This window comes from Enterobacter cloacae complex sp. GYL001 (genome assembly GCF_049237125.1).
Classification (GTDB): domain Bacteria; phylum Pseudomonadota; class Gammaproteobacteria; order Enterobacterales; family Enterobacteriaceae; genus Enterobacter; species Enterobacter hormaechei_C.
On record NZ_JBMKGW010000001.1, the window covers coordinates 646,435 to 659,637 of the forward strand.

A 13,203-nucleotide genomic window follows, 5' to 3' on the forward strand; every position below is an offset into this window, starting at 1 on the left:
CCGGCAAAACAGATAATGTGACGTGAAATGTCGGCTCGATGATGTAAAGCAGCCCCCTTTCCAGGTGGAAAGGGGGAAGGGCGATTACTTCAGCTCGTCAACCATAGCGATGGCACGGCCAATATAGTTTGCCGGGGTCATCTCTTTCAGGCGCGCTTTTTCTTCTTCTGGCAGCGCCAGACCGTCGATAAACTGTTTCATACCTTCAGCATCAACGCGTTTACCGCGGGTCAGCTCTTTGAGTTTCTCGTACGGTTTTTCGATGCCGTAACGACGCATCACGGTCTGAATCGGCTCCGCCAGCACTTCCCAGTTGTGATCCAGCTCGTCCAGCAGACGGTCGCGGTTAACTTCCAGTTTGCTCACACCTTTCAGGGTGGACTGGTAGGCGATCAGCGCGTAGCCAATACCTACGCCCAGGTTACGCAGCACCGTGGAGTCAGTCAGGTCGCGCTGCCAGCGAGATACCGGCAGCTTGCTCGCCATATGCTGCAACACGGCATTCGCCAGACCCAGGTTACCTTCGGAGTTTTCGAAGTCGATTGGGTTCACTTTGTGCGGCATGGTGGACGAACCGATTTCCCCGGCGATGGTCTTCTGCTTGAAGTGGTTCAGGGCGATGTAACCCCATACGTCACGATCGAAGTCGATCAGGATGGTGTTGAAGCGCGCAATGCAGTCAAACAGCTCGGCGATGTAGTCGTGCGGCTCAATCTGGGTGGTGTACGGGTTCCACTGGATCCCGAGAGAGGTCACAAACTCTTCGCTGAACTGGTGCCAGTCCACTTCCGGGTACGCGGCGATGTGGGCGTTGTAGTTACCCACCGCGCCGTTGATTTTGCCGAGGATCTCAACCTGCTCCAGCTGACGATACTGGCGTTCCATGCGGTACGCCACGTTCGCCATCTCTTTACCCATGGTGGATGGGGTTGCTGGCTGGCCGTGAGTACGGGACAGCAGCGGAATGTCGCGGTATTCCACGGACAGCGCTTTCACCGCATCAATGATTTTACGCCAGTAAGGGAGTACCACCTCTTTCCGCGCGGTAGAGAGCATCAGCGCGTGAGACAGGTTGTTAATATCTTCAGACGTACAGGCGAAGTGAATAAATTCAGATACCGCGTGCAGGGCAGGGACGCTTGCCACTTTCTCTTTCAGGAAGTATTCAACCGCTTTCACGTCGTGGTTGGTGGTGCGTTCGATGGTTTTAATGCGCGCGGCATCTTCTTCGCTGAACTCAGCAACGATTTTATCAAGGTAATCGTTTGCCTTTGCGTCAAAAGCAGGAACTTCCTTGATTGCTGTCTGGGCGGCCAGCTTTTGCAGCCAGCGTACTTCAACCTGAACACGGAACTTCAGCAGGCCATATTCGCTGAAGATCCCGCGCAGCGCGCTGACTTTATCGCCGTAGCGTCCATCGACAGGGGATACGGCGGTCAGTGAGGATAATTCCATAATTCGCAACTCCGGGAGGTTAACAATGAGCAAGAATTTGTTTTGCCTGAGTCGTCAGGCGATGACGAGAAAACATTAACTGAAGGCGGCCACCGCCGACCTGTTGCCACAGCACGGCGGCACGGATGCCTGCCAGCAGCGAAGCGCGTACCTTCGCCTGTACCTGTGGGCTTTGCAATACGGCAGGCGAACCGGTGACCTGAATACGCGGGCCGAGCGGGCTAATCACGTCAACGTAGATACCGGCCATCGCGCTGAGCAGGGTCTCAGACTGGAGGTCAAAGTGGTCGAGCTGGCGCTGTAGCCCGGCGATGCGGTCGCCCAGGGTATTCATTGCGCCTTTTGCCGCATTAAGCTTACGTTCCAGCACCATCAGGCTTAAGGTGTAGCGGGTCAGTTCCGCGTTCAACCCCTGACGGTTGCTGGCGTTGAGCACGCCGAGCAGAGTTTCAAGACCGAGACGAAGATTGGTTTCACTGCCGCCAAAGACGCCCAGCGTGGAGCCTGGGTTAAGATCGATAACGCTGTTGAGTGAAACGTGCAGGGCATCAGCGTCGCAATGACCCTGATGCGCCAGCTGTTGCACCAGACGGGCTGACTGGCAAATTCCCGCCAGCGCCAGGGTGATGTCATAATAGTTCTTCGCCACACGGTCTCCTTTATGTGTGCAAACGGTTTAAACAGCAGGCAGCGGCAGGCGCTGTTCAATGATCCCACCGCCGAGGCAAATTTCGCCGCTGTAGAAAACAGCAGACTGGCCAGGGGTAACGGCGGAAACCGGCTCGTCGAAACGCACGTCAATGCGATCGTCATCCAGTGCGGTTACGGTGCAAGGGATGTCCGTCTGGCGGTAGCGCGTTTTCACTGTGCAGCGTAGCGTGCCTTTCAGCGGCTCGCGATCGACCCAGTGCAGCTGTTGCGCGATCAGTCCAACGGACATCAGGCGCGGGTGGTCGTGACCCTGAGCCACAACCAGAATATTGTTTTCGACGTCTTTGTCGACCACGTACCACGGATCTTCGCTGCCCTCTTTGGTGCCGCCGATACCCAGACCTTTACGCTGGCCGAGAGTGTGGTACATCAGCCCCTGGTGCTGACCAATCTCATCGCCGTCAACGGTGACGATTTTGCCCGGCTGTGCAGGCAGGTAGCGCCCCAGGAACTCGCGGAATTTACGTTCGCCGATAAAACAAATACCGGTGGAGTCTTTTTTCTTCGCGGTGATCAGATCCAGATCTTCAGCAATCTTACGCACTTCCGGCTTTTCCAGCTCGCCGACCGGGAACAGGCTCTGGGCAATCTGTTCGTGGCTCAGCGTATAGAGGAAGTAGCTCTGATCTTTGTTGCCGTCCAGGCCGCGCAGCAGCTGGCTTTTGCCATTCACATCCGCGCGACGCACGTAGTGGCCGGTCGCAATGTAGTCTGCGCCCAGGTCTTCCGCGGCGAATTCCAGGAAGGCTTTGAATTTGATCTCTTTGTTGCACAGGATATCCGGGTTTGGCGTGCGGCCCGCTTTGTACTCTTCGAGGAAGAGTTCAAAAACGTTGTCCCAGTATTCTGCGGCAAAGTTAACGGTGTGCAGTTCGATGCCGAGCTTATCGCACACGGCCTGCGCATCGGCGAGATCCGCAGCGGCAGTGCAGTATTCCTCGCCATCGTCTTCCTCCCAGTTCTTCATGAACAGGCCCTCCACCTTATAGCCCTGTTGCTGCAACAGGTAGGCGGAAACGGAGGAATCGACACCGCCGGACATGCCGACGATTACTTTTTTCTGGCTGTTATCTGACATGGAATACTCACGACATTGAACTTCAAGGCGGCGTATTCTATCACGCCCCCCCACCATTGACACCCTCTGTAAACGGCCAGTTAAATTCTGCAATGACATCCAGCGGCAGGCGCGCCGCAGACTGCCAGCAGCGGATGCTTTCCGCCACCAGCGGCGAACGCAGGTTTGGCGCGTTCAGGATCTCCTCGGCAGTCACCCACAGGCAGCGATCGATATCGTCGTCGTGCGGTTCAGTGGCGCACGTTTCGTTAAGTTCAACGGCGAATAAGAAGCGCAGGAAAGGCGTCTGGTCAGGCGCTATCCACTGATGCATACGGATAAAATGCTGCGGTTCGGCGCGGATACCCGTCTCCTCCCACAGCTCACGGGCTGCCGCCTGGCGTAAGGTTTCATTGGCTTCAAGATGCCCGGCAGGCTGGTTCCACAGCGCTTTGCCGTTGATGGTCTCTTCCACCACCAGGAATTTCCCCTGCGCATGGACCACGCAGGCGACCGTAACATGAGGTTTAAACATCAGTTCTCCTTAGGGGTAACATCCCGCCATTCCCCGTTTGCCAGCGAGTCCAGCGTGTAGCTGCCCATGGCATAGCGAATGAGTCGCAGGGTAGGGAAGCCCACATGCGCAGTCATGCGCCTGACCTGTCGGTTGCGGCCTTCATAAAGGGTGATTTTAAGCCAGCTGGTGGGAATGGATTTCCGCTCACGAATCGGCGGGTTGCGCGGCCATAGCCACTCGGGTTCATTCACGCGCTCAATACCAGCCGGCAGGGTGGGACCGTCGTTCAGCGTTACGCCGTTACGCAGTTTTGCCAGCGACGCGTCGTCCGGCTCGCCTTCAACCTGCACAAAGTAAATTTTCCCGGTACGCTTGCCCGGCTGAGTGAGCCTGGCCTGGAGCACGCCGTCATTGGTGAGCACCAGCAACCCTTCGCTGTCACGATCCAGACGTCCCGCCGCGTACACTCCCTGAACGGGAATAAAGTCCTTCAGCGTGCTGCGCCCGGCCTCGTCGGTAAACTGTGGCAATACATCGTAGGGTTTATTGAACAGTATGACCCGCGTTGGCTGGGGTTCTGGCGTTCTTCTGGTGGCTTGTCGTGAGCTGAATCGCTCAACCCGGTGTTTTCTAAAAGAAGTTTTCGTCATGGTATTTTCAGGCGTTATCAATTGCCGCATTATAGCCTAATAACGAAGACCTTTCATGGCGTCGGACAATCAGGTACTATCGGAAGGCTCATTACAATTTATTAACATAAGATCAGTAACAACCAGAAGCGCTCGAAGGAGAGGTTAATGGAAAGCAAAGTAGTTGTTCCGGCGGAAGGTAAAAAGATCACCCTGCAAAACGGCAAGATTAACGTTCCTCACAACCCGATTATCCCGTTCATTGAAGGCGACGGTATCGGCGTAGACGTTACCCCGGCAATGCTGAAAGTGGTTGATGCCGCTGTTGAGAAAGCCTACAAAGGCGAGCGTAAAATTTCCTGGATGGAAATTTACACCGGTGAAAAATCGACTCAAGTTTATGGCCAGGACGTCTGGCTGCCAGCCGAAACGCTGGACCTGATCCGCGACTATCGCGTTGCTATCAAAGGCCCTCTGACCACGCCAGTTGGCGGCGGCATTCGCTCCCTGAACGTGGCGCTGCGTCAGGAACTGGATCTATATGTGTGTCTGCGTCCGGTGCGTTACTACCAGGGCACCCCAAGCCCGGTTAAGCACCCGGAACTGACCGACATGGTTATCTTCCGTGAAAACTCAGAAGACATCTACGCCGGTATCGAATGGAAAGCGGACTCTGCTGATGCAGAAAAAGTGATTAAATTCCTGCGCGAAGAGATGGGCGTGAAGAAAATTCGCTTCCCTGAGCATTGCGGCATCGGCATCAAGCCATGCTCCGAAGAAGGGACCAAGCGTCTGGTGCGTGCCGCCATCGAATACGCTATCACCAACGATCGTGACTCTGTGACCCTGGTTCACAAAGGCAACATCATGAAGTTCACCGAAGGCGCGTTCAAAGACTGGGGCTACCAGCTGGCGACCGAAGAGTTCGGCGGTGAACTGATCGACGGCGGCCCATGGCAGAAAATTAAGAACCCGAACACCGGTAAAGAGATCATCATTAAAGATGTGATTGCCGATGCGTTCCTGCAACAGATCCTGCTGCGACCTGCTGAGTATGACGTGATCGCCTGTATGAACCTGAATGGTGACTACATCTCCGATGCGCTGGCCGCACAGGTGGGTGGTATCGGTATCGCCCCGGGCGCGAACATCGGTGACGAGTGCGCCCTGTTCGAAGCAACTCACGGTACTGCACCTAAATACGCAGGCCAGGACAAAGTCAACCCAGGCTCTATCATTCTATCCGCAGAGATGATGCTGCGTCATATGGAATGGTTCGAAGCCGCAGACCTGATCGTTAAGGGTATGGAAGGCGCGATTAACGCGAAAACCGTCACCTATGACTTTGAACGTCTGATGGAAGGCGCTAAACTGCTGAAATGCTCAGAGTTTGGCGACGCGATTATCGCGAACATGTAATCCACTCGCTGGGTTAAATGACAACGGGAGCCTGAGGGTTCCCGTTTTTTATGCACACAAGACGGAAACAACGCTATGACCCATGATATCCCGCTCAAGTATTATGACATCGTCGACGAGTATGCGACTGAAACGGCGAAACTGGTAGAAGAGGCAGAGCGTACGCCGCTGGCACACTATTTCCAGCTGCTGCTCACTCGCTTATACAACAATGAGGAAATCAGTGAAGAGGCGCAGCGGGAGATGGCTGTCCAGGCCGAGATAGACGAAGCGCGCATTGACGATATTGCGAACTTCCTGAATCAGTGGGGCAATGAATAACGCGTCATCGCGCTGAGTCTGCCAGCAGCCTGGCGAGGTCGTGCCGGGTTAGCGACTTCGAAAAGTACCAGCCTTGTACGAGGGCATCGGGGTATCTCTGCGCGATGAACTGATATTGCGTTTCGCTTTCAACCCCTTCAAAAACAAGGGTTTTGTGCAGTTTAGCTAGCGCGTCGCTGAAGATCACCAGGATATCCTGTTTATAGTGCTCGCTGATGCCGTCCACTAACGACTTATCCACCTTGATTTCGTCATATTTGAGATTTGATAGCCTGGCCAGATTAGAGTTTTGCACACCAAAATCGTCTATTGAAATTTTGACGCCTGCCGATTTAAGCTCCTCACAAAACTCTTCAAGGATGGCCGCGGTGGAAACGCCATTCTCGGATAACTCAACTTTGATTAACGATAAGGGAATCGCGTTCTCTGAGCATTCATGACGTAATACCGCCAGGAATTTGCCGTCTTCAATTTCCGTCCGGCCAACGTTCAGTGAAATCATTAACTGATGTTCAGCGGCCAGCGCGGCAATTTCCGCCAGGGATTTCTTTATCATGTTCTGATAATAAACGTTATACAGGCCAATTTTTTTAATTAACGGGATAAACAGCTCAGGAGAAACCTCTTTGTGATTGTTATCCTGCCATCTTGATAACACTTCAACCCCGACGATTTTCTTATCAGCAACCCGAATAACAGGCTGAAAATGAACGCTGATGGTATTCGCTTTTACCGCTTTGACCAGCGTTCGTTCCAGAGAACGTCGGTCTTCATAAAGTCGAAGAGAAAACAGCGTCAGGGATACCCAGATAAAGTATAAAAACAAGCACAGAAGCACCATCACTACGTGGGAGAGCGAAGCCAGTCCGGCATCATGGTGTGTGACGGTAACGCACAAATCCCAGCGTGTACTGCACTCTGTCACAGCCAGCGTAAATAACAGAGACTGTAAGCGGCTGAAGTTTTCTGATGGCGGCGTAACGGTGAAAAAGGTGCGGCCGAAATCTTTAGTGGAAGAACGAAGCGAATAGTTGGCGGTAACGGGGGCAAATTTATCGTAGGCTGAACGGGAGGTGAAGATAATAAGGTGGTTATAGATTGTCGCATTGCCGACAAAGAAATCTTTCTGCGAAAACTGCGCCAGGCTGAATCCGTTCTGGGTATTATGCAGCTCAGAGGGAAGGGCGATGGGATTTGCCAGCTTGCCCCAAAACGCGGTGCAGGTGATTTTCCCCTTTTCAATAAACCCCACATCGGCGAAATAGAGACTTCGCATCTTTAATTTTCGGTAGACGTTCAGACTGGCGCTATCGCATCCCTGCGCGGAGGTATTTTTAAGCGTACTGGCGATATTTTGCGTTAACTCTTCAGAATAGCTTAAGAGCGTGTGGGAGATCTCCCTCTGCCGGTTCTTTTGCTGCTCAGCGATAATGGCGTTAACCGCATACAGCGACAGGACGACCATAAAGGTTGAGATGATAGCAACGGCAATGGCCTTCTTCATTTTCCTGTTGTCCCACCACGTCCTGAGGTGCAGGGATCTTAACACAGGTCATAAAAGCTACAAGTACGAGAGTTGAGGCTGCACGGAATCGAAAGGAAAGCCACCATGCCAGGCTCCTTTCATCTCAGAACCACTCAAACCGTGTTGAGAGCAGTAGCAGTAACGTACTGGCAGAAACAAGATTAAGGCAGATGACAAACTTGCTTGATACGTTCATGTTATCAACGTTTTTGTTGTTCAGTAGCCACAGAGAATAGCGTTTCACCTCCACTGAAGAAACGCCAGATTTTGGTGGGTTCGGGCAAAAAAAAGCCCACTCAAGAGTGGGCAAGAAATACTGGAAGCAATGTGAGCAATGTCGTACTGAATACCTGAGTGATTTGCTCAACTATTCAGTAATGAGAAAGATAATCTTTCTCAGTAAAAAATGCAACCCCACGATGAGTGTGGAACGGCATTTTTTTACTGCTCATATTTTAATCAAACGAACCGTGTGATTCTTATCACAAATTTCCTTTCTCAGATCCTGTGCTATCCTTTTCTGTGTCGTTGATTTAATGACAAAAACCATACAGAGAGGAAAGCTATGGGAATTTTATCCTGGATTATCTTTGGGCTGATTGCGGGGATCCTGGCGAAGTGGATTATGCCGGGCAAAGATGGCGGCGGTTTCATCGTCACGATCATTCTGGGGATTGTGGGTGCAGTCGTCGGTGGCTGGATCAGTACCCTGTTCGGCTTTGGCAGAGTTGATGGCTTCAACTTCGGCAGCTTTGTCGTCGCGGTGATTGGCGCGCTGGTTGTTCTGTTTATCTACAGAAAAATCAAAAGCTAAATCTGACCTGTGTTAAAAAAGGCTGCCTGACGGCGGCCTTTTTACTTTGGGCGTTACCACCAGCCTAACTGCGTACCGGCGACGGCCACGATGGCGACAATCAACATGATGATGGTCGTTTTTCTCATTTAAGCCCCCGGCGCGGCGTAACCGCCAAGGAAAAACCAGCCTAAAAACACCACCGCTGTGATAAAAATAACCACCGGAAAGAGGATCCCTATTCTCATGCCATCACCTGTTTGAGTTTGTATAAGGCCGTAGAGTGTACGGTTTTAATCTAACGCGACAAAGCCTGTTTTGCTTTTTCCTTTTTTATCCTGATACATCACGAGGTCTGCGGTGCGCAGGGCGCTATCTTCATCCGTGCTGTGAGGATCAACAATAACGACGCCAAGGCTTGCGCCGGGATAAAGAATAGTGGCATTGCCTAACCCGTATTCGCCCGCAATAAGACCATTGAGGCGGGTTTTGATTGCGTTGACCTCTGTACTGGCGTCGCCATCATCGCTGTGACTCAGGCTGGCAACCAGAAATTCATCGCCGCCGAGCCGGCCAATAATCTCATCCTGCGTTTGCTCGTGAGTCAGCCGCTTGCCAACCTGTACGAGGAAGCGATCGCCCGCCTCATGCCCGTACTGGTCATTGATTCGCTTGAAATCATCGAGGTCAATAAAAGCCATCATGACGTTGCGGTTAAGATGGCGCGCCAGTGAGAACAGGGTGGTAAGGTTTTCAAAAATGGCGCGACGATTCGGCAGGCCGGTGAGGGCGTCGGTGTAAGAGTGAGCAATGAGCGCCGCATTTGCTTCGCGAAGCTGAAGCACAAGCGACTCTTTCTGAATGTACTGACCAATTAAACCGGCAAAGAGTCTGATCACCTGCTCGCCACGCTCGCTGAACTGTTTCTGTGCGGTGCTGGCAGCGCAAAGCGTGCCATACAGAGAACCGTCAGCCAGGTGAACCGGCACGCTCATATAGGTTGTAATGCCCAGTGCTTTGGCCGCTTCACACTCCGGCCAGCGGTCGGGCACCTCGTTACTGAACAACGTGTCGCTGTCGATGGCGCGCTTACACAGTGTTTCGTCCCAGGGCACGCTGAACCCTTCCGGGATCTGCATTTGCTTGCTGTTACGGGCATATAAAATGTGCTGCAAACGCGCATTGATATCGACTTTCGTCAGGTAGGTTGATTCCATATCCGTCACAATTTCCAGCATTTCCAGTAGCTGACGCACCAGACTGTCGAGAGATTGCTCAGTGGAGAGGGTTTCTGAAACACGGGCAAGAATGATATCTGACATGAGGCAGGATGACTCCCATGCAGAAGACCTCTGTATCTGCATGTTATGCTGAAAATATAGACTCCGGTCATAGTAAAACATGAACAGGATTAATTTTATAGATTCTTCTGAAGGCAGATGAGGGGAAGACTAAAAAAAGCCCCGATGTTGAGATCGGGGCAAAACATCTTGATTACGGAATGATGTTCTCTGGTCAGTGTGAGAACAGGCATCACTATAAGGGGGAATCGTGCAGGTTTAATGGAGAAATCATGGAGAAAACGGCGATGACCCGTTACTCTGACATTTTTACACCCTGAAGGATCATGATAATGAAATATCTTCTCCTGGCGCTGGTTTTACCGCTGGCCGCCTGCTCAACAAAGACAACCCCTCCTGATGCGCCTCAACCGCCGCACGCTATTGGTATGGCAAACCCGGCGTCAGTGTACTGTCTGGAGAAAGGGGGAGAGCAAATCCCTGTTCAAAGCCCGCAGGGCGTACGTACCGAGTGCAAACTGCCCGGCGGGGAAGTGATCGATGAATGGGATCTTTACCGCCGCGATCACCCGCAACCGACCAGATGACAACGGCAATAAAACTGCGATACACTTCTCTTTAGGATTATTCTTAGCCAGTTTCTGGCAGTACGTATGCGAGAAGAAGTATGTTTCAGTTAAAACCGGGCAGCATGGCGATGATCGTGGGTGCGCGTACGGCGGCAGGCCGTCGAAATATCGGTAAATCCGTCGAGCTGTTTGGCCTCTGTCAGCCGGGCCAGCGTTTTGTGAACCCGGTTAACGGCGTCATGACGCAATTACCCGCCACGTCAGCGCGTGCGCTGTGGCTGGTCACCGGTGATGTTTACGCCTTTGATAATCAGCACGGCTTTGCGTTTGTTCGCCCGGAACATCTGATGCCGCTTACTCCCGACGAGATGCCACACAACGTGGATGAGCTGGCGATCGGTTAATCACAGTTTACGCAGCCAGTCTGCCAGTACCTGCGCGTGATTCTGCTCCGTATTTTTCGCCCCATAGAGTAGCGTCACGGTCTGCTGTTTGGCGAGAGCCGCCAGGCGTTTGCCTTCATCCGGATGCTGCGCCAGCTCTTTACGATAGGCTTCACTGAACGCGGTGAAATCTATCGTTTCACTGTGAAAAGCTTTTCGCAGTTCGCTGGACGGCGTTAGCGCTTTACACCACTCGTCACAGGCGAGGTCGGTCTTTTTTATCCCTCGCGGCCAGAGTCTGTCGACCAGGATCCGGTAACCGTCTTTTGAGGTCGCCTGCTCATACACGCGTTTACATTGAATCATGGGTCCTCCTCATTTCCTTACGACGTTCTGCAAGAACACTATAGCACCCGGCTTTTATCCACCCAATTTAAGGTATTGTGATAATTGCAAAAGATCGGTAGTCTGAGGTTCCTTATGTTATCTGAAAATCCTCCGGCATAAGGAATCTCTGATGGAACTCTCCCCGGTTAAAACGACGCTGCGCATTGCGCTGGTTGGTGATTACAATCCCGATGTTATTGCGCACCAGGCGATCCCGCTGGCGATTGACGACGCCGCTGCGGTTCTGGAGCTCACCGCTGATTATGACTGGCTCGCCACGCCTGAGCTGACCAGCCCCGAAGACCTGGTCGGGTACGATGCCATCTGGCTGGTACCGGCAAGCCCGTATAAAAACACCGAGGCGGCGTTTATTGCGGCCCGTTACGCGCGTGAGAACAGCATCCCCTTTCTCGGCACCTGCGGCGGGTTCCAGCATGCGCTGATTGAGTATGCGCGTAATGTACTGGGCTGGCACGATGCAGGCCATGCCGAAACCGACACCGAGGGAAGGATGGTAATTGCGCCGCTGACCTGCTCGCTGGTGGAAAAAACCGACGCGATCGAGCTGCGAAATAACACGCTGATTGCTAAAGCGTATGGCAAGCCGGAAATTCAGGAGGGGTATCACTGCAATTACGGCGTCTCACCTGAGTTTGCCGACCAGCTTGAGCGGGGCGACATGCGCGTAACGGGCTGGGACGAGCAGGGCGAGATCCGCGCGGCAGAGCTGGTAACCCATCCTTTCTTTGTCCTCACCCTGTTCCAGCATGAGCGGGCCGCGCTACAAGGGCGCCCGGTCGTGCTGGTACAGGCCATGATGCGGGCGGCGCAGGGTTAAAAAAAGCAGACCTCCGGGTCTGCCTTGAATGTCAGCGGGGTGTGATCTCCCGGTCACGCCCGGCAAGCATACCGCATAACGCCATCACCACCGCGGCCAGCGCGCAGGCGAGCAGCGGAATGCGCCAGTCTCCGGCGGTATCGTGAATTTTCCCCATCAGCGGTGGGCCACAGGCCGCCAGAAGATAGCCAATCGACTGTGCCATGCCGGAGAGCGCCGCGGCCTGATGGGCCGAGCTGGCGCGCAGCCCGATAAACGTCAGGCCGAGGATCATGGTGGCGCCGGATCCAAACCCAAACACCAGCGTCCAGACGACGGCCAGCCCCGGCGCGAACCAGAACCCGGCCGCGCTGACGGCGCACATCAGGGCGACTAGCCCGGCAATGCCACGCTGATCGTTAAGACGGTGCAGGATCAGCGGAATGGCGAGACCGGGAACCGCGGTTGCCAGCTGGAGAAGCCCGTGCATGGAGCCAGCCTGCGTTTCGCTGTAGCCATGGCTAAGCAAAATCGCGGGTAACCAGCCGATAATGACGTAGTAAATCAGCGAGTTAATGCCCAGAAAAAGCGTCACCTGCCAGGCGAGCGCCGAGCGCCAGATAGCCCGATTGTGCAACGCGCCCGCTCCGGTCAGGGTGGCGGCCGGCTTCTGGCGCCATTGCGGTAACCACAGCAGCAGCGCCACCAGCGGGAAGAACATCAGCATCAACAGCGCCCCGTGCCAGCCACCACTCCCCAGCGACAGCGGGACGATCAGCGCCGACCCTGCGGCAGCAGCGGCTCCCATCGTCAGCGAATAAGCCCCCGTCAGTTTTGCGACCTGGCCCGGAAAATCACGTTTGATTAAGCCAGGTAACAGGACATTGCCCAGCGCAATCCCACAGCCCACGATCGCCGTACCGATAAACAGCAGCGAGGCCGACGGCAGCGAACGTACGCCAATCCCGATGCAAATCAGCAGCAGAGCGATAAAAAGGCTGCGCTCCATGCCCAGGCGCCGGGCGACGCCTGCGGCAAGGGGAGAGATAAAGGCGAAGGCCAGCAGAGGCAGCGTCGTGAGCAGGCCGGTTTGCGCCGTGCTTAAACCATAGTCCTGTCGGATGGTATCGAGCAGGGGGGCGACACCGGTAAAGGTGACGCGCAGCGTCGTGGCAATCATCAGGATGCCTGCAATCAGCAGCGCACCCTGTTTCCCGGAAGGTTGAATAGCAGTAGTCATTATTGTCTCTTACGTTCAGGCGAGCGCATACCATACCGATTTAAGTCGTGGTTGAAATCAGGCTAAAATGACAGTTTAT

At 53.9% G+C, this 13,203-nt stretch carries 18 protein-coding genes; 6 read left to right on the forward strand and 12 right to left on the reverse strand.

Annotation, left to right across the window (positions count from 1 at the left end; genetic code table 11):
• Positions 1–84: 84 nt before the first annotated feature.
• Genes purB through rluE form a run of 5 tightly spaced genes read right to left on the reverse strand, consistent with a single transcriptional unit; the run spans position 85 to position 4,420 of the window.
• A complete protein-coding gene (gene purB, locus ACOTWU_RS03065; protein WP_017693620.1) occupies positions 85–1,455 on the reverse strand; it encodes an adenylosuccinate lyase in 1,371 nt (456 codons plus the stop codon).
• Between the two features lie 19 nt (positions 1,456–1,474).
• Entirely contained in the window at positions 1,475–2,104 is a 630-nt protein-coding gene (hflD, locus tag ACOTWU_RS03070; RefSeq protein WP_006809213.1) for a high frequency lysogenization protein HflD, read from the reverse strand.
• Between the two features lie 27 nt (positions 2,105–2,131).
• Positions 2,132–3,244: a tRNA 2-thiouridine(34) synthase MnmA gene (mnmA, locus tag ACOTWU_RS03075; RefSeq protein ID WP_032103856.1), complete on the reverse strand. Its 1,113-nt coding sequence runs from the start codon at positions 3,242–3,244 to the stop codon at positions 2,132–2,134.
• A 40-nt stretch (positions 3,245–3,284) separates the two neighbouring features.
• Positions 3,285–3,758 (reverse strand): NUDIX hydrolase, encoded by a 474-nt coding sequence (locus tag ACOTWU_RS03080; RefSeq protein ID WP_032619915.1) that lies wholly within the window; start codon positions 3,756–3,758, stop codon positions 3,285–3,287.
• Positions 3,758–4,420: a 23S rRNA pseudouridine(2457) synthase RluE gene (gene rluE, locus ACOTWU_RS03085; protein ID WP_017693618.1), complete on the reverse strand. Its 663-nt coding sequence runs from the start codon at positions 4,418–4,420 to the stop codon at positions 3,758–3,760. Before rluE ends, ACOTWU_RS03080 begins: the two co-directional genes overlap by 1 nt.
• Before the next feature lie 117 nt (positions 4,421–4,537).
• Between rluE and icd the strand changes: the two genes are divergently transcribed.
• Both icd and ACOTWU_RS03095 read left to right on the forward strand, forming a co-directional pair.
• Complete coding sequence (gene icd / locus ACOTWU_RS03090; RefSeq protein ID WP_003857898.1) at positions 4,538–5,788, forward strand: NADP-dependent isocitrate dehydrogenase; 1,251 nt, start codon at positions 4,538–4,540, stop codon at positions 5,786–5,788.
• A 75-nt stretch (positions 5,789–5,863) separates the two neighbouring features.
• The gene (locus ACOTWU_RS03095; protein ID WP_040117504.1) at positions 5,864–6,109 is read left to right on the forward strand and encodes a DUF2543 family protein; all 246 of its coding nucleotides are present in this window, start codon (positions 5,864–5,866) and stop codon (positions 6,107–6,109) included.
• A 4-nt stretch (positions 6,110–6,113) separates the two neighbouring features.
• On the opposite strand, the gene ACOTWU_RS03100 is transcribed toward ACOTWU_RS03095, so the two are convergent.
• Positions 6,114–7,613, reverse strand: coding sequence for an EAL domain-containing protein (locus tag ACOTWU_RS03100; RefSeq protein ID WP_023296321.1), 1,500 nt, complete (start codon positions 7,611–7,613; stop codon positions 6,114–6,116).
• A gap of 124 nt (positions 7,614–7,737) precedes the next feature.
• On the reverse strand, positions 7,738–7,830 hold the full coding sequence (yncL, locus tag ACOTWU_RS03105; RefSeq protein ID WP_071524166.1) for a stress response membrane protein YncL: 93 nt from the start codon (positions 7,828–7,830) through the stop codon (positions 7,738–7,740).
• Between the two features lie 369 nt (positions 7,831–8,199).
• On the opposite strand from yncL, the gene ACOTWU_RS03110 reads away from it, so the two are divergent.
• Positions 8,200–8,448, forward strand: coding sequence for a GlsB/YeaQ/YmgE family stress response membrane protein (locus ACOTWU_RS03110; protein WP_003857896.1), 249 nt, complete (start codon positions 8,200–8,202; stop codon positions 8,446–8,448).
• Positions 8,449–8,501: 53 nt separating this feature from the next.
• On the opposite strand, the gene yoaJ is transcribed toward ACOTWU_RS03110, so the two are convergent.
• From yoaJ to ACOTWU_RS03125, 3 genes are read right to left on the reverse strand one after another with little or no spacing between them, the layout of a single operon-like run.
• Positions 8,502–8,576: a protein YoaJ gene (gene yoaJ / locus ACOTWU_RS03115; protein ID WP_015570794.1), complete on the reverse strand. Its 75-nt coding sequence runs from the start codon at positions 8,574–8,576 to the stop codon at positions 8,502–8,504.
• Positions 8,577–8,675 (reverse strand): YoaK family small membrane protein, encoded by a 99-nt coding sequence (locus tag ACOTWU_RS03120; protein ID WP_015570793.1) that lies wholly within the window; start codon positions 8,673–8,675, stop codon positions 8,577–8,579.
• Positions 8,676–8,720: 45 nt separating this feature from the next.
• Complete coding sequence (locus ACOTWU_RS03125) at positions 8,721–9,749, reverse strand: sensor domain-containing diguanylate cyclase (RefSeq protein ID WP_032653235.1); 1,029 nt, start codon at positions 9,747–9,749, stop codon at positions 8,721–8,723.
• Between the two features lie 311 nt (positions 9,750–10,060).
• Between ACOTWU_RS03125 and ACOTWU_RS03130 the strand changes: the two genes are divergently transcribed.
• Together ACOTWU_RS03130 and ACOTWU_RS03135 are read left to right on the forward strand one after the other, a co-directional pair.
• Positions 10,061–10,315 (forward strand): DUF333 domain-containing protein, encoded by a 255-nt coding sequence (locus tag ACOTWU_RS03130; protein ID WP_015570791.1) that lies wholly within the window; start codon positions 10,061–10,063, stop codon positions 10,313–10,315.
• An 80-nt stretch (positions 10,316–10,395) separates the two neighbouring features.
• On the forward strand, positions 10,396–10,701 hold the full coding sequence (locus ACOTWU_RS03135) for a hypothetical protein (RefSeq protein WP_015570790.1): 306 nt from the start codon (positions 10,396–10,398) through the stop codon (positions 10,699–10,701).
• Here ACOTWU_RS03135 and ACOTWU_RS03140 read toward each other — a convergent pair whose 3' ends face one another.
• Positions 10,702–11,046 (reverse strand): DUF488 domain-containing protein, encoded by a 345-nt coding sequence (locus ACOTWU_RS03140; RefSeq protein WP_015570789.1) that lies wholly within the window; start codon positions 11,044–11,046, stop codon positions 10,702–10,704.
• Positions 11,047–11,197: 151 nt separating this feature from the next.
• Between ACOTWU_RS03140 and ACOTWU_RS03145 the strand changes: the two genes are divergently transcribed.
• The gene (locus ACOTWU_RS03145; RefSeq protein WP_023296323.1) at positions 11,198–11,905 is read left to right on the forward strand and encodes a CTP synthase C-terminal region-related (seleno)protein; all 708 of its coding nucleotides are present in this window, start codon (positions 11,198–11,200) and stop codon (positions 11,903–11,905) included.
• Between the two features lie 31 nt (positions 11,906–11,936).
• On the opposite strand, the gene ACOTWU_RS03150 is transcribed toward ACOTWU_RS03145, so the two are convergent.
• Complete coding sequence (locus tag ACOTWU_RS03150; RefSeq protein WP_017384696.1) at positions 11,937–13,124, reverse strand: CynX/NimT family MFS transporter; 1,188 nt, start codon at positions 13,122–13,124, stop codon at positions 11,937–11,939.
• Positions 13,125–13,203 lie beyond the last annotated feature (79 nt).

Bases quoted from the DNA above. Each gene is read 5' to 3' on its own strand.
- ACOTWU_RS03095 (WP_040117504.1), top strand. From the start codon at position 5,864: ATGACCCATGATATCCCGCTCAAGTATTATGACATCGTCGACGAGTAT.
- ACOTWU_RS03145 (WP_023296323.1), top strand. From the start codon at position 11,198: ATGGAACTCTCCCCGGTTAAAACGACGCTGCGCATTGCGCTGGTTGGT.
- mnmA (WP_032103856.1), bottom strand. From the start codon at position 3,244: ATGTCAGATAACAGCCAGAAAAAAGTAATCGTCGGCATGTCCGGCGGT.
- ACOTWU_RS03150 (WP_017384696.1), bottom strand. From the start codon at position 13,124: ATGACTACTGCTATTCAACCTTCCGGGAAACAGGGTGCGCTGCTGATT.
- ACOTWU_RS03120 (WP_015570793.1), bottom strand. From the start codon at position 8,675: ATGAGAATAGGGATCCTCTTTCCGGTGGTTATTTTTATCACAGCGGTG.
- icd (WP_003857898.1), top strand. From the start codon at position 4,538: ATGGAAAGCAAAGTAGTTGTTCCGGCGGAAGGTAAAAAGATCACCCTG.
- ACOTWU_RS03135 (WP_015570790.1), top strand. From the start codon at position 10,396: ATGTTTCAGTTAAAACCGGGCAGCATGGCGATGATCGTGGGTGCGCGT.
- ACOTWU_RS03100 (WP_023296321.1), bottom strand. From the start codon at position 7,613: ATGAAGAAGGCCATTGCCGTTGCTATCATCTCAACCTTTATGGTCGTC.
- ACOTWU_RS03110 (WP_003857896.1), top strand. From the start codon at position 8,200: ATGGGAATTTTATCCTGGATTATCTTTGGGCTGATTGCGGGGATCCTG.
- purB (WP_017693620.1), bottom strand. From the start codon at position 1,455: ATGGAATTATCCTCACTGACCGCCGTATCCCCTGTCGATGGACGCTAC.
- rluE (WP_017693618.1), bottom strand. From the start codon at position 4,420: ATGCGGCAATTGATAACGCCTGAAAATACCATGACGAAAACTTCTTTT.
- yncL (WP_071524166.1), bottom strand. From the start codon at position 7,830: ATGAACGTATCAAGCAAGTTTGTCATCTGCCTTAATCTTGTTTCTGCC.
- ACOTWU_RS03080 (WP_032619915.1), bottom strand. From the start codon at position 3,758: ATGTTTAAACCTCATGTTACGGTCGCCTGCGTGGTCCATGCGCAGGGG.
- ACOTWU_RS03125 (WP_032653235.1), bottom strand. From the start codon at position 9,749: ATGTCAGATATCATTCTTGCCCGTGTTTCAGAAACCCTCTCCACTGAG.
- ACOTWU_RS03140 (WP_015570789.1), bottom strand. From the start codon at position 11,046: ATGATTCAATGTAAACGCGTGTATGAGCAGGCGACCTCAAAAGACGGT.
- ACOTWU_RS03130 (WP_015570791.1), top strand. From the start codon at position 10,061: ATGAAATATCTTCTCCTGGCGCTGGTTTTACCGCTGGCCGCCTGCTCA.